The sequence below is a fragment of the Youngiibacter multivorans genome, from assembly GCF_017873395.1.
Taxonomy (GTDB): domain Bacteria; phylum Bacillota; class Clostridia; order Clostridiales; family Clostridiaceae; genus Youngiibacter; species Youngiibacter multivorans.
This window is the reverse complement of sequence record NZ_JAGGKC010000014.1, coordinates 54,732-78,382: the sequence shown is the minus strand read 5'-3', so window position 1 is coordinate 78,382 and position 23,651 is coordinate 54,732. Positions and strand designations below refer to the sequence as shown.

Sequence of the window (23,651 nt, the reverse complement as noted above, 5' to 3'; positions counted from 1 at the left end):
GCTATCCATCCTCCCTGTCTATTTCTTTACCAGTAATATCCTTGTAGGTCCTTATCGTATACCTTATAGCCATCATGGCCAATCCGAACGGAATTATCGAATACACTATCCACATCGGTATCTGGAGACTCGGTGTAACCTGGCCTCCCTTTATCTGGCTGCTTAGTATCTTGACTCCATAGTATGCTGCAAAAAAGCAGAACCCATCTACAAATAAAGTCGCTATTATCTTTATGACATTCATTGCCTTCTTAGGCAGGAACATATCGAGGGCTGTGACAGCGAAATGCTCGCCTTTTCTTGCACCGATGATTATTCCAATAAAGACGATCCATATCATGCAGTATCTTGCAAGCTCTTCAGCCCACTTGATTGTTATGATTTTAGTGAATCTGCCTACAGTTGCCGTAAATATTACTCCCAGCATTACAACAAGCAGTATTACCAGAATGCTCTCTTCCAGTCTGTTTAGAATTTGGCCCAGTTTTTTCACCGCCAGCCCTCCTGTTTACTCATTTCTATAATCGGGACATATGGCTGTTGCCATATGTCCCGCATGATGTCTTATTTAAGTGAATCCTGAATCTGCTTTACAAGCGCAGCATCAATTCCGAATGAATCAAGGTTGTTATAAACACCTGATACCGCTTCTGCCCATACCGCTGTGTCAACTTCAGTGATTGTTATTCCAAGAGACTTCAGTGATTCTACAGCTTTCTTGTCATATTCCTGGCTGTAGTTTCTCTGCCAGACTTTAGCTTCATCTGCAGCTTCAGTAAATGCCTTCTGCTGATCAGCTGTAAGTCCTTTGAATCTTGCTTCATTTATCATAAGTACGCATGGCGAGTAGAATGCTCCTGTAAGTGAAATGTACTTCTGAACTTCATAAACCTTTGCGCTTTCGATTATCGCAAGAGGATTTTCCTGTCCGTCAACAGTTCCCTGCTGAAGGGCTGTGAATATTTCTCCCCAGGCCATTGGTGTAGGTATCGAACCAAGTGCTTCGTAACCAGCCATATGAACCTTGTTCTCCATGGTCCTGAGCTGCATTCCCTTAAGATCTGCAGGAACCTTGATTTCCTTGGTGTTGTTTGTTATGTGCCTGAAGCCATTTTCCCAGAATCCAAAGCCTTTGATTCCCTGTGTGTCCAGCTTTGCAAGCAGAGCTTCTCCAACTTCACCGTCAAGTACCTTGTATGCATCCTCTGCTGTTTCAAACAGGTAAGGAAGATCAAGCACTGCGAATTCCTTTACAAAGTTCGGTATAGGACCAGTCGATGAAAGTACCATGTCCTGTACTCCCATGCCCACGTTCTCCATCATGTCTCTTTCGTTTCCAAGCTGAGAATTCGGATAAATGTCCAAAGTCATTGTTCCGCCGCTCTTCGATTCAAGCAGTCTCTGCATTTCCTGAAGACCCTTGACATAGTGGCCTGTAGGTGCCGTTGTTGTACCAACCTTGAACCTTACAGTTGCTGTAGTTGCACCGAGCAGACCTTCTTTGTTTTCAACAGGTGCTGCTGGCGTTGTCGGGGTGGCAGGTGTCTCGCTCTTTGCACCGCAAGCGCTTATCGATAGTACCATTGTTGCAGCGATGATCATTGACAATACTTTTTTCATAACTAACCTCCGTTTTCTTTTTCTCCCATTGTCTAACGTTAAACATCAGACGTTTCATGTTTATATTAAAACATTTACAGGAATCGTTGTCAACAATTCCCCCACTAATTATTTTTTTAACTATAGATACAAACTTAGTAGCCTTTACTGCATATTAATGCACTTGGAATCCTAATTTAACCTGCATCTTAGGATATGTGACTTCCTCAGATAAATTCCGCCGGCAACCAGAATCACACAAAAAAATACTTCAAAATTTACAGAAAATGACCGGATATATGCCAAAATACATCGTTTTCATTCATTTTATGACTTTTATTTAACAATCATCGGAAATTCCTCCACCTCTTTCCATCTTTTCTAAACACTCTCAATTATGACCAGCAATGATTTGAGACGCTAAACCAGCAATGAGTATCAACAAAATATGCACTCTTCTTTTTAATAAATCAGCAAATCCAAATTGTATAAAAAACAAAGCATAATGAATATTCATCAAACATCCTACATTTGTTTATTGAAGTTTTATGTTTTCCATGATATATTAAAAACAGAATATTGGTTAAAAACTCATTTATGTAACAATGAGTATGAAGTGCAGCTTTAGCATATAGCTGCATATTGTCGGAGGATGAAGTAAAGTGAACAATCTGTTCGTCGGTAAAGCAAAGGAATCAGCTGTTGATGTGGTTATCAACAGCATAAAGCAACTAATAGCAGAGGATAAGCTTAAGCTTGGAGACAAACTGCCAAGTGAGCTGGAGATTTCAGAGGGACTTGGAATCAGCAGAGGATCTGTCCGTGAAGCAATGAAGGTTCTTGAAGCACTTGGAGTGGTAGACATAAAGGTTGGAAACGGAACCTACATAGTTGACAAGCCAAGAGAGAACCTCATTGACCCTCTCATGTTCAAGTTCCTTCTAATTAAGCCTGAGCTGTCAGAGCTCAAGGAATTCAGACGGCTTTTCGAAACTGACGTAGTGACTCTGGCAATAATGAACTACAACAAGAATGAAAAGGAAAGAAATCTGCTTGTACATAACGTTGAACGTCTGAAAGGGCTTCGGGACAGCAAAGCCTCACCACGCGAATTGGCTGACAACGACCTTGAGTTCCACAAGCTCCTAGGGGAAGCCTGCAAGAACAGCTTCGCAGAAAGGATCTATTCCTTTGTCATTTCATTCTTCGAAAGCTCGATCTACAACTCCCACACGAACCAAAACTATGGAACAAATGCACTTGAGACTCATAGCGCAATTCTTTCCGCAATTGAGGACAGGAACATAGACAAGGTGAAGGATGCAGTGGTACTTGCTGTTGACAATTGGGAAGGACTTCAAAAGAGAAGATAGCATTCTGTAGGCCGCATCACCAGATGCGGCTTACGTCATTTTATTGAATAACATTTTGTTAGCAACTATTCGTTATGAAAACATCTGAAAATTTACACAACATTTACATGAAAACACCCATATCTTTACATGGATGCATTATACTGGTATAAACAACTGAAAGGAGGTGAACCATATTGAAGAACCTAAACATATGCATAGACATCGATGGAACAGTAACAGAGCCATTCTACTGGCTGGATAAGGCTAATTCCTATTTTGGAAAGAACCTGAAGCCAAGAGAAATCAGGGTTTACGACGTCGAGAAGGCCATGGGACTTCTTCCTGGAGACTATGACCGATTTTACGATGAGTTCGGTGAAGAGCTTCATAGAGGAGCAAGAATGAGGACAGGAGTTGCAGAAGTAATAAGAAGGCATCATCTTACTCACTACATCCATTTCGTCACTGCAAGAGACAGGAGAATGAAGGATGTCAGCATCGAATGGCTGAAGAGCCACAACATTGCCCTAGATTCCATCTCTCTGCTTGGCAGCCACGATAAGGCAGGCAAGGCAGCGGAATTGATGTGCGACATATTTATCGAAGACAGATACGAGAACGCACTTCAGCTCGCTGATTCGGGATACGACGTCATTCTGATCGACTGCACCTACAACAAGGGACCACTGCCGCCAAACGTGACAAGACTTAAGCACTGGCAACAGGTAGACCGATTCATCGTAGAATACTCCGTCATGTGTGACTCACTTGAGCTTGTGCTTTGACATATCTCAACAATTGAATAGCTAACAGCATTGACAGCCGATTCCGCCTAAATAAGTACCTTTGGCGGAAACATGGGCGTCAATTTTCATTTCCGGACAAAATATATTCTTACCCCCCTCATATTCATCTAGTCACCCTTTACTGATACATATTTATCTGCTGTTTTTGATAGTTTGTCATAACTCAATTTCATTTTGATTCCAAAACCATATTCTTCCATTCCTTTACAATCACTTGGATATCCATTCTTATTCAACGTTTTTCATTGATTTTCAAGTGTTCGATTATCTACAACTATAGTGCCCAAAATCTCACTAAGTGCAAATTGAATATGATTTTATTTTATTATTCGCAATTATCTGTTAATTATTTGACAACGTTTTCTGTAAATGTTAAAACAAAGATAAGGGTAAAATCTACGATGAGAGGGCGAGTGTATGGAAATTATCAAGGAAAATCCGGTTCATAAGCTGCTGACTGACGACAAACTTGCTGAACTTGACGCCTACATCGAAAGCCTTGATGACAAGGAAGGCATGCTGATCCACATCCTTCATAAGGGACAGAGCATATTCGGTTATCTGCCGAGAGAGCTGCAGCTCCACATAGCAAGGAAGATCCGTGTCCCCGCCTCAAAGGTATTCGGTGTCGTAAGCTTCTATCACTATTTCACTGAGACAAGACGTGGCGAGCACACAATCAGCGTATGCATGGGTACCGCCTGCTTCGTAAAGGGTGCTGAAACAGTCAGAGAAACCCTCAAGAGAGAACTGAAGATAGGTTTCGAAGAGACTACCGAGGACAACAAGTTCACCCTTAAGGAAGTCAGGTGCATAGGTGCCTGCGGTCTGGCGCCTGCCATCATGGTTGATGATAAGGTATTCGGACATATGACGGAGGAAACCGTCAAGACTGTCATCAACACCTACAGGGGAGAGTGATCCATATGATCAATAGCATCGATGAACTCAGAGAAATTAAAAAATCACAGACAGATGTTCGCTCGCTCCGCGAGACAGGTGGAGGAAAAAGCAAAGTAACTGAGGTTCTGGTAGGTCTTGCCACCTGCGGTATAGCGGCAGGCGGAAAAGAAACCTATGCTGCAATAGAAGAGAAGATTGCCGAGCTTGGACTTGATAATATCAGGATGGTCAAGGTCGGCTGCATCGGCTCGTGCTACTGCGAGCCTACAGTACAGATAAACGCGCCGGGGAAGGCTCCTGTTTATTATGGATATGTAGATGAGGAAGCAGGCCGTGAAATCGTAGAGAAGCACCTGGCCAAGGGTGAAGTTGTTGAAGAAAAGATAGTCAGCATGAGCTTCAACAGGACTGATCCAGTCAAGGCGAAGAAGCGCCAGCTGAGAATTGCCTTGAAGAACTGTGGAAGTATTGATCCGGAGATGATAAGTGAATACATCGCATTTGACGGCTATGAAGCTCTCGCTAAGGTACTTCGCGACTACAAGCCTCAGGGAGTTATAGACATCCTTAAGGAAAGCGGTCTTAGAGGAAGAGGCGGCGGCGGGTTCCCCACAGGACTTAAATGGCAGGCAACCTTCGATCAGCCTGGCAATGAGAAATATATGATCTGCAATGCAGATGAAGGAGACCCAGGCGCGTACATGGACAGGTCCGTTCTGGAAGGCGACCCCCACTGCGTTCTTGAGGGGCTTACCATCGGCGGATATGCTACTGGAGCACACCACGGGATCATATACATAAGGGCGGAGTATCCTCTTGCAATCGAAAGACTTAATATTGCTATGGAGCAATCCAGGGAAATGGGATTCCTTGGCAAGAACATACTTGGAAGCGGATTTGACTTTGACATCGAGGTTAGGCTTGGGGCCGGAGCATTCGTATGCGGTGAGGAAACCGCACTTATTCATTCAGTAGAAGGAAAGCGTGGAGAACCAACAAAGAAACCTCCATATCCTTCAGTCCAGGGCTACAAGATGAAACCTACAACAGTAAACAATGTTGAGACTCTTGCCAATGTTCCCCAGATAATCCTGAATGGTTCACGCTGGTTCTCAAGCATAGGAACCGAGAAATCCAAGGGGACTAAGGTATTTGCGCTGGTTGGAAAGATAAAGAATGTCGGTCTTGTTGAGGTTCCGATGGGTACCACTCTTCGCGAGATAATATACGATATCGGCGGAGGTATGGCAAACGGAAAGGAGTTCAAGGCAGTCCAGACAGGAGGACCTTCAGGTGGAGTCATCTCCACAGAGAATCTCGACACGCCTATAGAATACGAAACACTGAGAGCTATAGGCACAATGATGGGATCAGGCGGAATGATCGTAATGGACGAAGACAACTGTATGGTGGATATCGCCAAATTCTATCTTCAGTTCACGATGGACGAGTCCTGTGGAAAGTGCACCCCATGCAGAATAGGAACAAAGAGGATGTATGAGATCCTTGACAGGATAACCAAGGGCAAGGCTGAACCGGATGTCCTTCATAAGCTGGACAGGCTTGCGAACAACATCAAGATATCTGCACTTTGCGGTCTTGGACAGACTGCACCTAATCCGGTGCTCAGCACGATGAAGTACTTTGAAGAGGAATACCGTGCTCATGTTGAAGACAAGAAATGCCCGACTGGCTCATGCAAAGGTCTGTTCAAGTACTGGATACTCCCAGACAAGTGCGTAGGCTGTACAGCCTGCAGAAGAGTCTGCCCGGTTGGTGCTATAACAGGACACCCGAAACAGATACACATCATCGACATGAACCTGTGCATCTCCTGCGGATTATGCTTCGATACCTGCAAGTTCAATGCGATCAACAGAGGGTAGGTGAAAAACGATGAGTGACAAAGTTAATATCAAGATAAACGGCGTTGACCTTGCAGTCGACAAGGGGATTACCATACTGGAAGCGTCAAAGCTCGTCAATGCTGACATACCAACCCTTTGCCATCTGAACCTGGAGGGCTTCGGAATTGTCAACAAGACAGCCTCCTGCAGAGTATGCGTTGTGGAGATTGCCGGGAGGGCGCCCCTTGCGCCTGCATGCTCTGAGGTCGTTTCAGAAGGGATGGATATAAGGACTGATTCCCTGAAGGCAGTTGCAGCCAGAAGACTCAACCTTGAGCTCCTTCTGTCGAACCACCCGTTCGAATGCCTGACCTGCAGGAAGAACCTTGAATGTGAGCTTCAGGCTCTTGCCCAGAAGCTTGCCATACATGAGATAACATATACCGGTGAAAAGAAGGACAGGCCAATAGATAAATCTTCGTTTGCACTGGTAAAGGATCCGGACAAGTGCGTAATGTGCAGAAGATGCGAGACCATGTGCAACGAGGTCCAGACCTGCGGAATACTTTCTGCAGTATCAAGAGGATTCGATTCCTTTGTCGGCCCGGCATTCAACCTTGATATGGTGGACACATCCTGTACATTCTGCGGACAGTGCGTTGCTGTATGCCCCACAGGAGCACTTTCAGCAGTCAATACGACCCACAAGGTCTGGACTGACCTGCAGAACCCCAAAAAGCATGTGGTTGTTCAGGTCGCTCCTGCAGTACGAGTCGCAATAGGTGAAATGTTCGGAATGGAGCCAGGAACAATCTCCACAGGACAACTTGCAACAGCCTTCAGGAGAATGGGCTTCGATGGAGTGTTCGACACAGATTGGGCTGCTGACCTTACTATAATCGAAGAGGCTTCCGAGCTTGTCCACAGGATTGAGCACGGAGGAAAGCTTCCAATACTGACAAGCTGCTGCCCTGCGTGGGTCAGGTTCTTCGAGTATCAGTTCCCTGATATGCTCGACATACCTTCCACCTGCAAGTCGCCGCAAATGATGATGGGTTCTGTAATCAAATCCTACTACGCCGAGAAGATGGGCATTGACCCCAAGGACATAGTAGTAGTTTCAGTAATGCCATGCATAGCCAAGAAGGCTGAGATACAAAGGGAAGAGCTGTTCATGGACGGGCTGCACGAGGTAGACTGGGTAGTCACCACAAGGGAGCTTGGATACATGCTGAGAGAAGCCGGCATTGATTTTTCAACACTTCCGGATGGAGAATTCGATAATCTCCTGGGCGAAAGCACAGGTGCATCAGTAATATTCGGAGCTACTGGCGGTGTCATTGAGGCCGCAGTAAGAACAGCATATGACTGGCTAACCGGAGAAGACCTTCAGGATGTTGACTTCAAGCAGCTAAGAGGGCTTGAAGGAGTGAGATCAGCCAAGGTTAAGATAAAGGACATTGAGCTCAACATAGGCATAGCTCACGGACTTGGAAATGCCAGAAAGCTTCTTGAAAGCATAAGACGCGGAGAATGCGAGTTCCAGGCGATTGAGATAATGGCATGCCCGGGAGGCTGCATAGGCGGTGGCGGACAGCCATTCCACCATGGTGACATGGAAATCATAAGAAAGAGGCAGGAAGCAATCTACAGGGAGGATGCCGGCAAGACAAAGAGAAAATCCCATGAGAACGAGATGGTAATGAAGCTTTACAGGGAATACATGGGAGAACCCTATGGCGAGAAGGCTCACGAGCTTCTCCACACCCACTATATACCAAGAGAGATGATCTGAAGCGATGTAGATGCCTGAAAAAGGCAGATACTGAAGCTTATACTGACAATCTAGTCCATTAACTATTGAAGGGACCGCTCGGCGGTCCCTTCCTTGTTGATATTCACATGGTTTTACACTATATTCATTCAATCTTATTTTATGTGTTAATCAGGCCAGTTTCTCGCTATCGTCCTTAAGTATGAAGAATAGCGCTATTGCTGATATGACCGCCAGGGATCCTCCAAAAAAGAATGGAGCCCTTGGCCCAATGCTGTCCCAAAGAAGTCCTGCAAACACAGAAGCTGGCAAAAGCCCTATTCCCACAAGTGTATAATGCAGTCCAAGTGTCGTGCCTTTGAGATCTGGTGGTGCAAGCTCTGATACCAGAGCCCTTTCCACACCTGCAGTCATAGCGGTATATACCCCATAGAGGGCAAACAGGAATGCCACCAGGTATTTGGAGGTTGCGACCGCAAATCCTGTGTAGACCGCTCCGAATACAAGATATCCAACAACGAGGAGTTTTCTTCTGCCTACCTTGTCTGAAAGCTTTCCAAGCGGCAGTGCCAGCAATGATGATACAACATTGTAGACGAAATAAAGGAGTACGACTGTTGCAGAGTCATAGCCTGCATCTCTTGCCCTCAGCAGCAGGAAGGCATTGGATGAATTCCCAAGCGTAAAGACAAAGGCAGTGACAAGAAATAGCTTCAGTCTTGAGTCAAGGTTCCTGAAGCCTTCTATCAGGTTGCCCATGTCCTTTTTCTTAGCAGCTGTACCTTTTTCCTTTACCTTAAGGAGAATAGCAAGCCCTATGAACGACGGAATCATCGATACCATGAAAAGCGTCTTGTACTGTCCCGTCCCGGTTGTTGTCTTAAGGAACACGTATGCAAGGAGTATTCCTATGGCGGATCCCGCCATATCCAGAGTCTTATGAAGGCCGAAGGAGGATCCAAGCTTGTTCTTGTCAGAACTCTCGGCTACAAGCAGGTCCCTCGGGCTTGTCCTTATGCCTTTGCCTAGCCTGTCGATTACCCTCGCTGCAAGAATGCCCCACCACGATGCAGAAAATACCAGTGCTATCTTGTAAAGGAGGGAAGTGGAGTAGCCAATGAATGCTATCCTTTTCTTCTTTTTGTACCTGTCTGAAAGGTAGCCTCCGAGAACCTTCAACAGACTTGCAAGGCTTTCGGCTATACCTTCAACTAATCCGACTATCGCAGGTGTAGCTCCAAAGGTACCGGTAAGGTATAAAGGGATTATCGGATAGACCATTTCTGTACTTATGTCCACGAAGAAACTGACAAGTCCTATGAGCACTATGTTGGACATTCAATCATCCCCTACTCTATCCCAAACTGCTGTGAAGTACATCCTGTACAGTGGCAAGGCTTTCTATTCCGATCTGTCCGGGAGCTGAGCCTTCACCGATTGCCGCAAATGTCACTGCAGATCCGAAGAATTCTCCAGTCAGCCTCGACAAAGCTCCAATACCTGACATGGATATGCATATAAGTGTAATCTCCGGATTTTTTTCATTTAGGGTTAAAGCAGCATCAAGCAAATCAAGGACATCCCTTTTGGATTTTGGCATGACTGCAATCTTTGAGATGTCAGCTCCTGATTCATGGATTTCAGCCAATCGGTCCATTATTTCAGCCTTGTCAGGCGTCTTATGAAAATCGTGATAGGATCCCACTACACTGACGCTACATCCTTTTGCTGGATCAACAGCTGACCGGAGGAAACCGCCGTACGAGAACATCTCAATGTCGAGAAGGTCTGTATTTCCGGAAGCTGCAGCGTTCACAAGAAGCCTTGCAGCCTGCTCACCGCTTAAGCTGCTGCCTCCGCCCTCCTGGGCAGACCTCAGCGTGAACATCAGCGGCTTGTCACCAATGGCCTTTCTTAAGCTCTTCAGAACCTCGATGACCTTATCCGTATCTTCATGACCTTCATAAAGGTCAGCTCTCCATTCTGCGAGGTCAGCCTGAGACTTAGCGATAAGCCTGGCAGATTCAATTATGCCTTCAGCATCCCTTGAGACTATAGGGACGCAGATCTTTGGTTTACCAGTTCCGATTTCTATTCCTTTAACTTCAACCATTTCGTCACATCCCCCAATTTACTTACGCCTTCTCCATTGCCCGCCTTACCATATCATCCTTGTCCTCCTGCGGAAGCAGCTTCTCCATGAGCAGTGCGATTGTTATTATTCCGATTATGCTCATTCCAAGCCTTATGGCTGTAAACTTAAGCCCCATTGATGATGCTTCGAAAAGAAGAAGAGGTATCTTTGTAGTCGACCATGCTCCAAGCATGATATACACATTGGTTACGCTGCTGCCCTTTCTGAGCAGTACTCCTGCAACCGGGAAGGCTGCATACAACGGTCCTGCTGCAGCAGAACCGATAAAGAAAGCAATGAACGAACCCACTATTCCTGAACCCTTACCCATATACTTTACCATTGTCTCTCTCTTGACCCATACATCAAGCAGACCAAGGAGCACGAATATCGGTGGAAGTATCGAGAGCATCTCAAGCACATTGCTTTTAGTAAGCCTTAGGGATTCCTTTCCAATTTCAGGGCTTACAAGACCGATGACGAGATTCAGTGCTGCAAGTATCAGGAATATCTTGTATCTCTTAAGAAACTTTTTCGCCTTTTCCATTACATCAATCCTCCTACTACCATAGCCACAATGAATGAATATATGAATGCGAGGGAATTCCTGAGGATAGCAGCCTTCTTTCCGAAGAATCCTGTCTCAACAGGAAGAGTTATGACTCCCACCATCATGAGGGTGGATATGAATGCGGCTATCTGCATATAGCCGGCTCCGCTTTTAAGAAGCGCAGCGGCAAGCGGGAAAGCTATGAATCCAGGAATCAGAGTTATCGCTCCGATAACTGCTGCAAGCACCACTCCGTACCATCCCGAACCTGATCCCATGATCCTTGAAATCTGCTCCGGAGTAAGAATTGAGAGGGTTATCCCGATAATGATGAGTACCGAAAGGAACTGCGGCAGTATGTTCTCGAAGGATTTCCAGGCCTTCATCAGTGACATCCTGGTCTTCTCCCTGCTCTTTACGAATGATACGGCAAGTGCAGCACCTGCCACCAGATATAGTGCTATGTTCATTTTATCTACCCCTTTATTGTTTTATCTTTTGAATAATATCCATTCTACAACCATTCTCATTTTTTTGTCTAATTTATTAAGGTGTGCACACATACCATGCTGACCTTTTTCCAGCGTCAAGAATCCTGACCGAGTTGAAGACCTCCCTCATTTCATCATCAGGTTGCTTTATGAATTCGAAATAGTCTCCTCCCTCGAGCTTCTCGACTATACTTGTCATTACCGACCTTACCTTGTTGTAGTCATGGATGACAACGATCCCTTCAGTCACTCGCTTCATTTCTCTGTACATGGAAATCCTGTCATCTTTGACCATGCCATGTGCCACATATGATGCAATTGACATGTCAAAGGACTTGTCCCTGAAGGGCAGCTCCCTGGCAGCATTTCCCTTGAAAAGTTCAACATCCTTTCCTGTCAGCATCTTTTTCGCGACCTGAAGCATCTTTTCTGAGTCGTCTATGCCCCATACGGTCCTTTTCCCTTCTGAAAGCACTGAGATCAGTGCTCCGGTACCGCAGCCAACATCCAGTATCCTTTTCCTGCTGCTGTAGCCAACCTCATCTCCAAGCCTTTCAAGTACATCCTTGAATGATTTCCTCTGCATATTGAAAAAAAGTCCATATGCTGGTGCTATACGATCAAATACTCCCATTAAATCCTCCATTTAGCTTAAGAAAAGCTACTCATCCCCATAATATCCCGGGGAATGCCAGGGCAAGAAATACGGCCAAAAAGAACAGTATTCCGAGAGCTTCAGATACGAGGACCGATTTGCTCCTGTCCTTCTGAAGCAAGGCTATTGCACCACAAAAAGTACCTATGCCTGCAAATAGCGCAGCTGCAAGAGCTGCCAGTAGAGCCCCCATCCTCGGTGCTGGAAACGAGAGGTTATAAGGCATGTTCATGGCTATTGCCACACCAATAAGCAGCAAGGCCGCAATAAGCATAGTAATTACTGACCACCATCCGGCACGCGTATAAGGTTTCATATGTTGTCGCCTCTCTTCAGATTTCTTCCAAAGTCACAACCCTTACACTGATATTAACAATCATTGGCCTAACTAACAATAGACAAGGGAAAAGGAGCGATTCAGTTTTATTTGAAATCGCTCCTTTGAATAAATTTTCCTGATTTATTCTCTTACCTTGTGTATTGCCTGACCCAGTACATCCATCGCAGCTTCCCTCACGGCCTCTGCCAAGGTGGGATGTGCATGTATGGTGGTTATGAGCTCATCAACTGTAGCTTCCAGCCTTATTGCCAAGGCAGCCTCAGCTATAAGGTCTGTTGCCCTTGGTCCGAGTATATGGACTCCCAATATCTCCTTGTATTTGGGGTCTGCAATTATCTTGACCAGACCTTCTCCTCCGTTCATGATCATTGCCTTGCCGTTTCCGCTCATTGGGAATGTCCCTTTGATGTATGCTATCCCCTTTTCCTTTGCCTTTTCTTCGGTAAGGCCAACTGAAGCGAATTCAGGTTCCGTATAGACACATGACGGATTGGTCTTTTCATCATAGCTGCTGTTATGACCCATTGCATTTTCAGCCGCACATTCACCCATAACTGATGCAGTGTGCGCCAGCATTGTCTTTCCAATGCAATCCCCAACTGCATATATGTCAGGATTTGAGGTGCACATTTTCTGGTCTACAGTGATCCTTCCCCTGTCATGGATGACTCCTGCTCTTTCCAGGCCAAGTCCTTCAGTATTTGTTCTCCTTCCCACTGCTACAAGGACCTTGTCGCAGACGAAGGCTTTCATTACTCCATCCATTTCCACATTTACTTTGGACTTGTCCCCATCCTCTTCAACAGAGACAACCTTTGCCGATGTATGTATCCCTATGCCCTTCTTTATAAACTTTTTCCTGATTTCTCCTGTAAGCTCTCCATCCATCATGGGAAGTATCACCGGCATCATCTCTATGATATCAACCTTAGTGCCGAAGGAGCTGAATATGCTTCCTATCTCCACCCCGATTACTCCACCGCCGATGATTGCCATTGTTTCCGGAACATCTGTAAGATCCAGTGCTCCTGTGCTAGTTATGCAGTTCTTTCCGTCAAGCCCGGGAATCGGAGGCATCGCCGGTACAGAGCCCGATGCAATTATTACCTTGTCAGGCAAAAGCTCCAGAGTTCCATCTGCTGTGACGATGCTGATAGTCTTTCCATCCTTGAAGCTTGCCGTACCGTTTATTATCTCTATCCCATTGGACTTAAGCGTTGCAGTGACTCCATTTACCAGCCTTCTTACATTAGTTGCCTTGCTCTTCTGAACTGCTGTGAAATCCAGCTTCGGTTCTGCAATTACTCCTCGTTTCTTTCCTTCCCTGACCATGTCATAGAGGTGCGCGCTTTCGAGCATTGCCTTAGTCGGTATGCATCCGACATTAAGGCAGGTTCCACCAATCTTTTCCTTCTCAATAAGTGTGACCGAAGCTCCGAGCTGCGCCGCCCGAATTGCAGCTACATATCCTCCAGGTCCTCCTCCAATTACAGCGATGCTTGTCATTCAAGCACCCCCTAAATGAACAGGAGTGCCGGATTTTCCAGCTTCTTCCTGAGCCTTGCCAGGAACTGCGCAGCAACGGATCCGTCCACAACCCTGTGGTCTGCCGTCAGCGAAAGTCCCATGAACTTTTTGGTAGTAAATCCGCAGCAGTCCGGTACCACAACTTCTCTGATGGCGTTGACTCCAAGGATCGCAACCTCAGGAAGGTTTATTATCGGAGAGAAGCTTTCGATACCAAACATTCCGAGATTGGTTATGGTGAAGGTGCCTCCAGTCAAGCTGTCAGGTCCGAGCCTTCCTGCCCTTGCATCTGTCGCAAGCAGTCTAAGCTCATTGGAGAGCTCCTTAAGCCCTTTTTTATCTGCATCTTTGATTACAGGAACCAGCAGGCCGTCATCAAGTGCTACTGCTATTCCAAGGTTGACATACTTCTTCATTATGATGTCTGTGCCGTCAATAGATGAGTTGACCAGCGGGAACTCAAGCAGAGTCCTTGAAGCCATGAATGCGATGATATCAGTATAGGATACTGGAACCTCTTCCTTCTTCAACAGCTCCCTCAGATGATCCATGTTGGTTATGTCGACACTGATATCGAAGGTAACTGTCGGGCATGTATTCCAGCTCTCCGACATCCTCTTTGCGATTACCTTCCTCATGCCGGTCATCTTGACCCTTTCTTCTGCGACAGCTTCGGACTTCGGAATTAGCTTCTCTACATCAGCCTTCATTATCCTGCCTTCAGCAGGTACGTCCTTAAGGTCGATTCCTTTATCAGCTGCCAGCTTTTCAGCAACAGGGGATGCTTTCAGAGGGGGTGCTTCCTGTACAGGCGTATACTTCTCAACATCTTCGATGGTGATCCTTCCGCCTGGTCCTGTTCCAGTCACGAGGGCTATGTCAATTCCCTTTTCCTTTGCAAGCTTCTTCGCAGCAGGTGATGCCGGGGCATTTGCTTTTGGCGCTTCAGGAGCCGGTGTTTCAGCTGCCTTCACTTCCTCTGCCTTGGCTTCCTCCTTCTTAGGGGGTTCTGTCCCTCCCGGCATTAGGTCAGATATGTCCTCGTCGGCAGCGGCTATTATTGCCACCGGTGCGAGGCATGGTGCCTTTTCTCCCTCCTGTATGAATATCTTCCTGAGTATACCGTCATTTCTTGCTTCTATCTCATTGGTGAGCTTGTCTGTCTCAAGGTCATAGAGTATATCTCCGACCTTTACTTCATCACCCTCCTGCTTGTACCATCTGGCTATCGTACCTTCTGTCATCGTAAGTCCAAGCTTTGGAAGCACTATCAGCTTTGCCATTTTCATTCCCCCTTTTTCAAGTTTTAGGTTCCTCTGGAAAACACACCGTTATTCAGGGCCTTCTCCAGCGTGGACCGCACATCCACCCTTAGAGGTCCGTTTCTCGCGATCCTGAATACCACGGTTTCGCCTTCCCTAAGCACTATCTCTCTCTCACCGTCAAGGGCTATTACACACCTTCCTGAAGCGGTGAAGCTATGTTCCTCGTCAAGTTCCATCCTGCCCGCATGAGATACGCAGACCTCCTTGAGGACGCCTGCCGCTATCGGTGCAACCACATGCATTCCACTATCTCCAAGTACCACTGAATAGCCGAAGTCATCCCATGGCCTCACTATTCCGAGTACCCCTGCAACAGATGAAAAACCGATGCTTGCCGGGTGACACCTGGTGACCATTACCCTCATTATATTGTCAAGGTTCCATATAGCCCTGGCACCCACGAAAACCTCCGCTGATACCACTGCATCTATAAGAGCTATGTCCACAACCTGGCCATTCCTCATGACCTCTATCCTTTTGTCCCTGACACAGGTCCTTCCTTCATCGCCAGCCATTGCTGCAGCTGCAGCTGCCATACCCGCAACAGTACCTTCAATAAGCAAAGGATAAACGTTGTTCGTTCCAGTGGATACTGGCAATATAGGAATGTTCTTCACGCTCTTTGCGACTGCACGGCTGGTGCCGTCCCCTCCAAGTACGACTATACATCCTAATCCCATGGATTCCATCATTGCCGCAGCATCCGTCGAATCCTGGGCAGATGCACTTATATTCATTTCAAGCACCCTGCATCTGGCAGTCAGGACCATTTCGCAGGACAGCTCGTCAATGACCTTATAACCGGTCTGGAAGGAGTCCGGCATGAACCATATGTCCTCAACCCCCATTCCCTGGGCTGCCAGGACTATCCTTTTCACTATATTCACTTTCTCATTGTTATCGAACACAGTGGCATAAGATACCAGTCTTCTGATGTCTTTTCCTGAAGCCGGATTTGCTATGATGCCTATGGACGCCATTTAAATCATCCTTTCCGGAACAGGGAAGGCCATAGCCTTCCCTGCAATCCCTATCTAAAACATTTTCCTTGCTGCTGCAACTATGTCCTTGGAATTTGGCAGAACATACTGCTCTAAAGGAGGTGAGAAAGGAATAGGTGCGTTAAGCGCTCCTACTCTTACTACAGGAGCATCCAGTGAGTCAAAGAACTCTTCAGAGATTATCGCTGAGATCTCTCCGCCGTACCCGCCTCGCTTTGCTTCCTCAGTCACAACAAGTGCCTTATGCGTCCTTCCTACTGACTCTCCAATGAGCGCCTTGTCGAGAGGATACAGAGACCTCGGGTCGACAACCTCACATTCGATGCCTTCCTTTGCAAGTACTTCAGCAGCTGCCAGCGCCTCAGTGACCATTCTTCCGTATGCGACTATCGTCATGTCCTTTCCAGCTCTCTTTATGTCGCCTTTTCCCAGAGGGATTGGCTCAAAGCTTGAGACCTCACCGGAAGATCCATATAGCACCTTGTTCTCGATCATGACCACAGGATCATTATCATCTATAGCAGCAAGCATAAGCCCAAGCGCATCCTGTGGAGTTGAAGGATAGACCACCTTAAGGCCTGGAATATGGGTGACCCAGGCTTCAAGGGACTGTGAATGCTGTGCAGCAGCGGATATCCCTCCGCCTGCCGGAACCCTCAGCACCATCGGAATATTGATCTTACCACCAAACATGTATCTCATCTTGGCAGCCTGGTTGACAAGCTGATCCATACCTACTGTAAGAAAGTCAATAAACATAAGCTCAGCTATAGGTCTCATTCCCGTAGCAGCTGCACCTACTGCGCATCCGACAATAACACCCTCTGATATAGGTGTGTCTCTTACACGGTCAGCTCCGAATTCATTCAGCATCCCCCCGGAAACTCCGAAGCAGCCTCCAAAGGCTCCGACATCTTCTCCAAAGAGTATGACATTCTTGTTTTCTCTCATTCGTATGTTCATGCCCTCGCGGAGAGCTTCCATATATGTCATTTTACTCATCTTGAACGCACCTCCTCGATGATATCAGAATAGATGTCCTCGACTGAACTCTCCAAGGTCGGGAAAGGACTATCTTCAGCGAACTTGATTGCATCGGTAAGCTCAGCAGCAATATCTGCATCAAGCTTTGCTATCTCCTCGTCAGTGAACACCTCATTTTCCTTCATGAAAGCAATGATTCTAGGAAGCGGATCCTTCTTGAGCCATTCTCTCTGCTCTTCCTCAGGCTTGTAGTTGGCTGCATCTCCCTCGAAATGTCCCCTCTGCCTGTAAGTCTTGCACTCTATAAGAGTAGGACCCATTCCGCTCCTTGCCCTCTTTACTGCTTCGCCTACTGCCTCGTATACTGCAAATACGTCGTTTCCGTCGATTGCTATCCCGGGTATTCCGTAAGCAACTGCTCTGTCTGCAACATCCTTTATAGCCTGATGCCTTGCCTGGCTCATTGATATTCCATAGTAGTTGTTCTCGCATACGAAAACTACAGGAAGCTTCCAGATCGAAGCAAGGTTGAGTGATTCATGGAACGTTCCCTGATTGGTTGAAGCGTCTCCGAAGAAGCATACTACGACCTTGTCAGTTCCCTGGTACTTTGCTGAAAGTCCGGCACCGACTGCAATATTGTGACCAGCTCCGACTATGCCGTTTGCTCCAAGTATTCCCTTTGTAGCATCAGCAATGTGCATCGAGCCGCCCTTGCCCTTGCAGTATCCGGTGGCTTTTCCATAGAGCTCAGCCATCATGTACTTAAGCTCGCCGCCCTTTGCCACTATATGGCCGTGGCCTCTGTGGGTGGATGTGATGTAGTCATCAGTCCTCAGCTGCTGGCATGTGCCGGCCGCTACTGCCTCTTCCCCGATGTACAGGTGGACGAATCCCGGAATCTTGCCCTCTGCGAAGAGATCCATAGCCTTGGTCTCAAACTCTCGGATCTTCTTCATTGTGACGTACATGTCACGGATGGTTTCCTTGTTTACCATTGAATGTTCCTCCTTTTATTGTTTGATTGAACTCAAGTGATACCTACTTCCACACACGCTATCGCAGCTTCTATGCTGTCATCTTTGTCCCCGAACCTCGGGAGGTATATCCCAGGGACGTTCAGACCGCCATGGACCGCCTTGACGATTACCTCTCCTACCGGCAGGCAATTCTTTATGCCCTCCACATCTATAAGCTCCGGCTTCGTCACGGCTACTGTCACCTTTACCCGGACTCCCTTGTCAAGGTCGTCGATATGCAGCACTTCCTGCAAGCCGCTAAGGCAACTTTTTGATATTGCATCCTTAACAGCCTTTCGCGCTGCATTATTGACGTCTTGTCCATGAAAGTCCATTCCTATTCCGAATTCGATTATATATCTCTCCAATAAAACCTCCTCCCTTCCTTTTCTCGAAATGCACACCCTCTATATAGCATCTTCCATGCCAATCATAAGTTATCCGAATCATTTGACAATTAGTCATCAGATTGCCCTGAATTTGACCAATAATTAATTATTGACTGCTTAAAAAAACAATCCGGAAAATCTGATAAAAATTCAGATTTTCCGGATTCTCACTTTTGAGATTAACAGTCTCAATTTCAAAATAATCTCACATATGAGATTAAGACAACCGTCCTGATGCCGCCTTAGGACTGATCCCGTATTTTTTAAGTCTCCTGTACATGGATGCCCTGCTTATACCAAGCTTTTCTGCTGCCAGGCATACATCGCCCCCGCAGTCTTTCAGTACTGTCTCGACATTCTTGCCTTCAAGCTCCTCTAGAGTACCGTTGAATATCCTGGTCTGCTGAGGAGTACTCTTCGGGACATCGATAGCGTCGAAATACGAGGATGCATCGGTAAGGACATTACCAGCTCCTGTATAGAAGGCCCTTTCAATGCAGTTCTGGAGCTCCCTCACGTTCCCCGGCCAGTAATGGCCTTCGAGCTCCCTTAAGAACCGCCCGTCCATTGCCTTGCTTATTTCAGGATACCGCTGATTGAAGTGCTCAAGGAATTTCTCTGCACAATAGGCAATGTCCTTTTTCCTTTCACGAAGCGGCGGAATGGTCAGCTTAAGAACATTGAACCTGAAGTACAGGTCCTCCCTGAAGTTCCTTGCAGCCACTTCGTCTTTCAGGTTACGATTCGTAGCTACGATTATCCTTATATCCAGCTTCTTCTCGTACTTTCCCCCAAGGCGCTGCACACACCTTGACTGGACTATCCTTAGAAGCTTTGGCTGGAACTCGAGAGGCATCTCCCCAATCTCGTCAAGGAATATTGTCCCGCCATCAGCAAGCTCGAATTTACCCGGCTTGCCTTCCTTCAATGCACCAGTGAAGGCACCCTTTTCATAGCCGAATAGTTCACTTTCAACAAGGTCCCTGGGTATGGATGCACAGTTTATGGTTATGAACGGAGCGTCAGCTCTTGCGCTGGCATTATGTATCGCCTGTGCGAAAAGCTCCTTTCCGGTGCCACTTTCACCCTCGATCAAAATATTACCATCATACTTCGAGTATTTCTGTGCCATCTGGATTACCCTCTTCATAACCGGATCCGTGGCGTAAATGTCATCAAAGGTATAGGATGCGTGGTTTCCTGTTACCTTATTTACTGTCTTCAGGAGCTGCTCCTGCCTCATCATGGATACCGAGTACCCGATGGTGCTCCTCTCGAAGATAATGGGAGAAATGCTGGCGCTCATCTGATATACAATGCTTCCTAGTATAAGCTTGCAGTCGTTCCTCACATGCCTCTTCCCTGTTGAGTTCTTATCAGCTACTCCCCATGGCATGTCTGGCATTAGACTTCTGAAGTCCATGCCTGATAGTTCAGACAGTCCCATGAAAAGTATGTTCTCTGCTGCCTTATTCATCCATACGCTGCGGTATGCCTCGTCCAGGATCACTATCCCATCCGAAGAGCTGTCAAGAGCCGTCCTCATAAGCCCGGTCGTATGCCTTTGAAGAATCTGGTTCTCGATTCCAAATGCCGCGGCAGCAACTATTCCGAGTGAATGAGAGTTTGCCATGGATGCGTCACCAGAAATGTTAAGACACCCAACTACCTCGCCATTCAGTCCATGTATTGGTGACGCAGAGCAGGTCCATTTGTGGTGGGTGATGCAGTAATGCTCAGCTCCCGCCATCTGAATCTGCACATCCTGGTCCAATGCTACACCAATGGCATTTGTGCCAACAGCATCATCGTTCCAAAGCATTCCTACCTCGAAATGCATCTCATGTGCCATCCTGTTGACAGCTTCATCTCCGATCGTCTCAAGGATATAGCCACAGCTGTCGGTGAGAACGAGAAGGAAATGGGACCCGCTTACTATGTCGAAGAGATTCCTCATTATCGGTCCTGCGATGTCAATCAGCCACTGGTTCTCTTCACGTATGCTCTTCAGAAGCTCCGGATCAGTCTTTCTGCCCATGCCACCATAGGGATCGACCTTTTTCTTGCTGCATTTCATCCAACTTAAGGCAACGTTCCTGTTGACTCCAGGATCGATAACCCCCTTGTAAATGAATTCTTCCCATAGTCTCTTTTTCTCATCGAGGTCCAAATGTCTCACTCCTCTTCTAAACGTTTTCAGTTCACCCACTTGAATTTTATCACGAATTTGAGACAAAATCAGTATTTTTTGGAAATTTCAGACCATTCAATATCCAAGCTAACACCAAGTTGGTATAATGAAAATGTAAAACAAGGAGGTTGGAAAATGGCAGGACTATTCGATTCGGGGATGATAGGAAAGACAAAGATAAGGAACAGACTCATTATGCCGGCTGTCGCCACATGCTACAGCGATAATGGGTATATAACAGAAGACCTTTTAAACTACCACAGAAGACTTGCAGAAGGCGGTGTTGGTGCAATCATCGTTGAAGCCGCATTTCCTTGGAAGGGTATTGCTTACGGGAGTGGAGCGCTCGGAATCTGGGATGACTCAACAATAGAAGGCCTTAAGACTTTGGCAGAAACCATCAAATCAAAAGGAGCTGCAGCCATACTTCAGCTCGGGCACAACGGTCCTCAGGGATCAGGTGAAATTGTTTCACCATCGGGCATACCGTACATGAGGGACACCTCACCAAGGATACTGACAATACCAGAAATCATTGAAATCGAAGATGGCTTCACAGCTGCTGCTGAAAGAGCTAAAAAGGCAGGCTTTGACGGAGTTGAACTCCACGCAGCCCATCTCTACCTTCTAAGCTGCTTCCTGTCTCCTTACATGAACAAAAGGACTGACATCTACGGAACCGATGCAGAAGGAAGGTCAAGGATAGTATGTGAGACGATAAGGAAGATCAAGGAAAGGTGCGGTGAAGACTACACCGTCAGCACAAGGATAAACGCAAGGGACGGCATGGAAGGCGGCATGGACAAAGATGAGCTTAAGGCTGTAGTCGGATATCTTGAGAGAGCAGGAGTTGACGTCATAAACCTGTCATCAAACGACATCCCATTCGCTGCCCAGCTTAAGAGATGCACAGTTGGCTCAGTTTCAATTCCAAGAGCCGATACCGAGCAGGGAATCTTTTCGGGATATGCAGCTGAAGTCAAGGAGTACGCAAAGGTACCGGTAATAGCAGTCGGCAAGATCACCGACAAGGATTTTGCCGAGAATCTATTAGCTGAAGGCTCAGCGGATTTCATAGCCATGGCAAGACCACTGATAGCTGACCCGAACCTTCCAAACAAGTTTCAATCAGGCGAGGCAATCAACAGCTGTATCTACTGCAACGCATGCATTGGAGCAGTTGCAAGAAACAGAAGGATGGTATGCACGGTAAACCCTGACATAAAATGAGATAGAAAAAATAAGAAAGGATAAACTGCAGGTTCAGTTTATCCTTTCTTATTACTATTTTTCTGGTATGCACGTCTCGCATGGAACCTTTGTCTGGCACTTGTCGCAGCCATATCGTGGCGCATATTTTGCAGCTGTCGTATCAAGGTAATCTGAGCACTTCTTATGGTCTTTTCCTGTCAGGACAGAGATTGCCCCTGCCGGGCATCTTTTTGCACATGCGCCGCACATGCTGCAGTTTTCATAAAGCTCTGTATAGTACCTCTCATCCTTTTCAATGTCCATATCTGTAAGGATGCTGGCAAACCTTCCTGCAATTCCACGTTTAGTGATGAGCCCCTTTGACAGGCCAAAGGTCCCATGGCCAGAAACATATGCCACATGCCTTTCGGACCAGTTGCTAGTGAACCCTGCCTTTTCCGGATTGGTATTCCCATCGTGTATGACAGACCAGTATCTCTTGTCAAGTGATGGTGCCATGGCTTTGTACCCATAGGATTCTATTTCAGCAACAGCCATAGCCAGCATCATGTTGATGAATGCCTGCCCTTCGATCCTTCCATGAAGCCAAGCGCTTGAAGGCCATTGTGGTGAAGAGTCTTTTCCCCTTCTCACCGCCTCGGTGAAAGGAAGGAAAATCGAGATTACCGTTTTTACCTCTGGCATCCATTCCCTGGGTGATGTGAAATGAGGTCCTATTACACCAGGTTCCTTCAATTTATCAAATATCGGATCCAAAGGATTGCCAAATGCAAACAACGGGCTTTCGAATATCCTCATTCCGGAAAGCTCCGGAAGTATTGCACAATCCCCCGAAACTCGATTCTCAAGAGAATCTTCAACAATTCCTGATATAGCCTGGATCAGTTCTCCCCTATCCATAAATCCTCCTATCTTATGAAGTTCATCCTTGCCTTCTTTTCCCTCTCAGGGGCAGGATATGTCTTCTTGCCTTCATCCACAACCTTCATGAGCCATGCCATGTTCTTTCCAAGAAGTCTCATTATCTGAAGGCCCTCCTCATCCTTTTCAACTTCACCTGGAGCAGCCCCATGGATTACATTCCAGTAGTTTGATGATGGCATGAGCATCTCTGCATAAAGTATGTACCTGTTCATCATGTCAAACGCAGGTACTCCTCCAGACCTTCTTACAGCTCCGACTGAAGCTCCGACCTTATGCCTGAACAGACCTCCGTTGTTGCTTGAAACGTAGAATGCCCTGTCGAGGAATGCCTTCATCAAGGCTGAAATCCCTGAAAAATGTATCGGAGATCCGAGAAGTATTCCATCAGCCTCCTTCATCTTCTGGATCCAGAGATTAAGGTCATCTCCCATGAGCACGCACTTCTCATCCTTGTTTTTTGCGCACATCCCGCAGGCTATGCACTCCTGCACCTGTTTGGCTCCAATATGGATGATATCTGTCTCGATGCCTTCCTTCTCGATCTCATTGAGGACGAGCCTCAGCGCATGATATGTGTTTCCTTCCCTTTTCGGACTTCCGTTGATTGCAACTACCTTCATCATGT

The 23,651-nt window shown here is 46.6% G+C and carries 23 protein-coding genes; 6 read left to right on the top strand and 17 right to left on the bottom strand.

All coding sequences use genetic code 11. The features are described 5' to 3' along the window. Position 1: 1 nt before the first annotated feature. Positions 2-493, bottom strand: a complete 492-nt coding sequence (locus J2Z34_RS09395; RefSeq protein WP_209459606.1) for a TRAP transporter small permease — start codon at positions 491-493, stop codon at positions 2-4. A 71-nt stretch (positions 494-564) separates the two neighbouring features. Then, on the bottom strand, positions 565-1,620 hold the full coding sequence (locus J2Z34_RS09390) for a TRAP transporter substrate-binding protein (protein ID WP_209459605.1): 1,056 nt from the start codon (positions 1,618-1,620) through the stop codon (positions 565-567). A gap of 641 nt (positions 1,621-2,261) precedes the next feature. Between J2Z34_RS09390 and J2Z34_RS09385 the strand changes: the two genes are divergently transcribed. From J2Z34_RS09385 to J2Z34_RS09365, 5 genes are all read left to right on the top strand, one after another. Continuing rightward, complete coding sequence (locus J2Z34_RS09385; RefSeq protein WP_209459604.1) at positions 2,262-2,972, top strand: FadR/GntR family transcriptional regulator; 711 nt, start codon at positions 2,262-2,264, stop codon at positions 2,970-2,972. Between the two features lie 176 nt (positions 2,973-3,148). Further along, positions 3,149-3,739 (top strand): 5' nucleotidase, NT5C type, encoded by a 591-nt coding sequence (locus J2Z34_RS09380; protein ID WP_209459603.1) that lies wholly within the window; start codon positions 3,149-3,151, stop codon positions 3,737-3,739. Between the two features lie 438 nt (positions 3,740-4,177). Beyond that, positions 4,178-4,681, top strand: coding sequence for an NADH-quinone oxidoreductase subunit NuoE family protein (locus J2Z34_RS09375; RefSeq protein ID WP_209459602.1), 504 nt, complete (start codon positions 4,178-4,180; stop codon positions 4,679-4,681). Further along, the gene (locus tag J2Z34_RS09370) at positions 4,681-6,549 is read left to right on the top strand and encodes an NADH-ubiquinone oxidoreductase-F iron-sulfur binding region domain-containing protein (RefSeq protein ID WP_425348045.1); all 1,869 of its coding nucleotides are present in this window, start codon (positions 4,681-4,683) and stop codon (positions 6,547-6,549) included. The genes J2Z34_RS09375 and J2Z34_RS09370 overlap by 1 nt, the downstream gene beginning before the upstream one ends. A gap of 10 nt (positions 6,550-6,559) precedes the next feature. Then, positions 6,560-8,305, top strand: coding sequence for an NADH-dependent [FeFe] hydrogenase, group A6 (locus J2Z34_RS09365; RefSeq protein ID WP_209459600.1), 1,746 nt, complete (start codon positions 6,560-6,562; stop codon positions 8,303-8,305). Between the two features lie 150 nt (positions 8,306-8,455). Here J2Z34_RS09365 and J2Z34_RS09360 read toward each other — a convergent pair whose 3' ends face one another. The 13 genes from J2Z34_RS09360 to J2Z34_RS09300 form a co-directional block, all read right to left on the bottom strand. Continuing rightward, on the bottom strand, positions 8,456-9,622 hold the full coding sequence (locus J2Z34_RS09360) for an MFS transporter (protein WP_209459599.1): 1,167 nt from the start codon (positions 9,620-9,622) through the stop codon (positions 8,456-8,458). Between the two features lie 16 nt (positions 9,623-9,638). Next, a complete protein-coding gene (gene aroD / locus J2Z34_RS09355; protein ID WP_209459598.1) occupies positions 9,639-10,397 on the bottom strand; it encodes a type I 3-dehydroquinate dehydratase in 759 nt (252 codons plus the stop codon). A gap of 22 nt (positions 10,398-10,419) precedes the next feature. Further along, the gene (locus J2Z34_RS09350; protein WP_209459597.1) at positions 10,420-10,965 is read right to left on the bottom strand and encodes a permease; all 546 of its coding nucleotides are present in this window, start codon (positions 10,963-10,965) and stop codon (positions 10,420-10,422) included. Continuing rightward, complete coding sequence (locus J2Z34_RS09345) at positions 10,965-11,438, bottom strand: permease (RefSeq protein ID WP_209459596.1); 474 nt, start codon at positions 11,436-11,438, stop codon at positions 10,965-10,967. The genes J2Z34_RS09350 and J2Z34_RS09345 overlap by 1 nt, the downstream gene beginning before the upstream one ends. Before the next feature lie 76 nt (positions 11,439-11,514). Continuing rightward, positions 11,515-12,093 (bottom strand): class I SAM-dependent methyltransferase, encoded by a 579-nt coding sequence (locus J2Z34_RS09340; RefSeq protein ID WP_209459595.1) that lies wholly within the window; start codon positions 12,091-12,093, stop codon positions 11,515-11,517. 31 nt (positions 12,094-12,124) lie between these two features. Further along, on the bottom strand, positions 12,125-12,430 hold the full coding sequence (locus tag J2Z34_RS09335; protein ID WP_209459594.1) for a hypothetical protein: 306 nt from the start codon (positions 12,428-12,430) through the stop codon (positions 12,125-12,127). Positions 12,431-12,574: 144 nt separating this feature from the next. Next, positions 12,575-13,960 (bottom strand): dihydrolipoyl dehydrogenase, encoded by a 1,386-nt coding sequence (gene lpdA, locus J2Z34_RS09330; RefSeq protein WP_209459593.1) that lies wholly within the window; start codon positions 13,958-13,960, stop codon positions 12,575-12,577. An 11-nt stretch (positions 13,961-13,971) separates the two neighbouring features. Continuing rightward, positions 13,972-15,264 carry a dihydrolipoamide acetyltransferase family protein gene (locus tag J2Z34_RS09325; RefSeq protein ID WP_209459592.1) on the bottom strand — a complete coding sequence of 431 codons (1,293 nt, stop codon included), beginning with the start codon at positions 15,262-15,264 and terminating at the stop codon, positions 13,972-13,974. A 23-nt stretch (positions 15,265-15,287) separates the two neighbouring features. Next, positions 15,288-16,286, bottom strand: a complete 999-nt coding sequence (locus tag J2Z34_RS09320) for an NAD(+)/NADH kinase (RefSeq protein WP_209459591.1) — start codon at positions 16,284-16,286, stop codon at positions 15,288-15,290. 54 nt (positions 16,287-16,340) lie between these two features. Continuing rightward, complete coding sequence (locus J2Z34_RS09315; protein ID WP_209459590.1) at positions 16,341-17,309, bottom strand: alpha-ketoacid dehydrogenase subunit beta; 969 nt, start codon at positions 17,307-17,309, stop codon at positions 16,341-16,343. Then, positions 17,306-18,289 carry a thiamine pyrophosphate-dependent dehydrogenase E1 component subunit alpha gene (locus tag J2Z34_RS09310; protein WP_209459589.1) on the bottom strand — a complete coding sequence of 328 codons (984 nt, stop codon included), beginning with the start codon at positions 18,287-18,289 and terminating at the stop codon, positions 17,306-17,308. The genes J2Z34_RS09315 and J2Z34_RS09310 overlap by 4 nt, the downstream gene beginning before the upstream one ends. A gap of 32 nt (positions 18,290-18,321) precedes the next feature. Continuing rightward, on the bottom strand, positions 18,322-18,678 hold the full coding sequence (locus J2Z34_RS09305; RefSeq protein WP_245250595.1) for a Lin0512 family protein: 357 nt from the start codon (positions 18,676-18,678) through the stop codon (positions 18,322-18,324). Between the two features lie 238 nt (positions 18,679-18,916). After that, positions 18,917-20,869 (bottom strand): sigma-54-dependent Fis family transcriptional regulator, encoded by a 1,953-nt coding sequence (locus tag J2Z34_RS09300; RefSeq protein ID WP_209459588.1) that lies wholly within the window; start codon positions 20,867-20,869, stop codon positions 18,917-18,919. Positions 20,870-21,025: 156 nt separating this feature from the next. Here J2Z34_RS09300 and J2Z34_RS09295 point away from each other — a divergent pair, with 156 nt between their 5' ends. Further along, positions 21,026-22,120 (top strand): NADH:flavin oxidoreductase, encoded by a 1,095-nt coding sequence (locus tag J2Z34_RS09295; RefSeq protein ID WP_209459587.1) that lies wholly within the window; start codon positions 21,026-21,028, stop codon positions 22,118-22,120. A gap of 54 nt (positions 22,121-22,174) precedes the next feature. On the opposite strand, the gene J2Z34_RS09290 is transcribed toward J2Z34_RS09295, so the two are convergent. Both J2Z34_RS09290 and J2Z34_RS09285 read right to left on the bottom strand, forming a co-directional pair. Further along, positions 22,175-23,002, bottom strand: coding sequence for a 4Fe-4S binding protein (locus J2Z34_RS09290; protein WP_209459586.1), 828 nt, complete (start codon positions 23,000-23,002; stop codon positions 22,175-22,177). Between the two features lie 8 nt (positions 23,003-23,010). Further along, the gene (locus J2Z34_RS09285) at positions 23,011-23,646 is read right to left on the bottom strand and encodes a flavodoxin family protein (RefSeq protein ID WP_209459585.1); all 636 of its coding nucleotides are present in this window, start codon (positions 23,644-23,646) and stop codon (positions 23,011-23,013) included. Positions 23,647-23,651 lie beyond the last annotated feature (5 nt).

Coding starts and splice junctions, on each gene's coding strand:
- J2Z34_RS09285 (WP_209459585.1), bottom strand. CDS start 23,646: ATGAAGGTAGTTGCAATCAACGGAAGTCCGAAAAGGGAAGGAAACACA.
- J2Z34_RS09365 (WP_209459600.1), top strand. CDS start 6,560: ATGAGTGACAAAGTTAATATCAAGATAAACGGCGTTGACCTTGCAGTC.
- J2Z34_RS09290 (WP_209459586.1), bottom strand. CDS start 23,002: ATGGATAGGGGAGAACTGATCCAGGCTATATCAGGAATTGTTGAAGAT.
- J2Z34_RS09335 (WP_209459594.1), bottom strand. CDS start 12,430: ATGAAACCTTATACGCGTGCCGGATGGTGGTCAGTAATTACTATGCTT.
- J2Z34_RS09360 (WP_209459599.1), bottom strand. CDS start 9,622: ATGTCCAACATAGTGCTCATAGGACTTGTCAGTTTCTTCGTGGACATA.
- J2Z34_RS09375 (WP_209459602.1), top strand. CDS start 4,178: ATGGAAATTATCAAGGAAAATCCGGTTCATAAGCTGCTGACTGACGAC.
- J2Z34_RS09310 (WP_209459589.1), bottom strand. CDS start 18,289: ATGGTAAACAAGGAAACCATCCGTGACATGTACGTCACAATGAAGAAG.
- J2Z34_RS09320 (WP_209459591.1), bottom strand. CDS start 16,286: ATGGCGTCCATAGGCATCATAGCAAATCCGGCTTCAGGAAAAGACATC.
- J2Z34_RS09345 (WP_209459596.1), bottom strand. CDS start 11,438: ATGAACATAGCACTATATCTGGTGGCAGGTGCTGCACTTGCCGTATCA.
- J2Z34_RS09390 (WP_209459605.1), bottom strand. CDS start 1,620: ATGAAAAAAGTATTGTCAATGATCATCGCTGCAACAATGGTACTATCG.
- J2Z34_RS09350 (WP_209459597.1), bottom strand. CDS start 10,965: ATGGAAAAGGCGAAAAAGTTTCTTAAGAGATACAAGATATTCCTGATA.
- aroD (WP_209459598.1), bottom strand. CDS start 10,397: ATGGTTGAAGTTAAAGGAATAGAAATCGGAACTGGTAAACCAAAGATC.
- lpdA (WP_209459593.1), bottom strand. CDS start 13,960: ATGACAAGCATCGCTGTAATTGGAGGAGGACCTGGAGGATATGTAGCT.
- J2Z34_RS09325 (WP_209459592.1), bottom strand. CDS start 15,264: ATGGCAAAGCTGATAGTGCTTCCAAAGCTTGGACTTACGATGACAGAA.
- J2Z34_RS09340 (WP_209459595.1), bottom strand. CDS start 12,093: ATGGGAGTATTTGATCGTATAGCACCAGCATATGGACTTTTTTTCAAT.
- J2Z34_RS09315 (WP_209459590.1), bottom strand. CDS start 17,309: ATGAGTAAAATGACATATATGGAAGCTCTCCGCGAGGGCATGAACATA.
- J2Z34_RS09295 (WP_209459587.1), top strand. CDS start 21,026: ATGGCAGGACTATTCGATTCGGGGATGATAGGAAAGACAAAGATAAGG.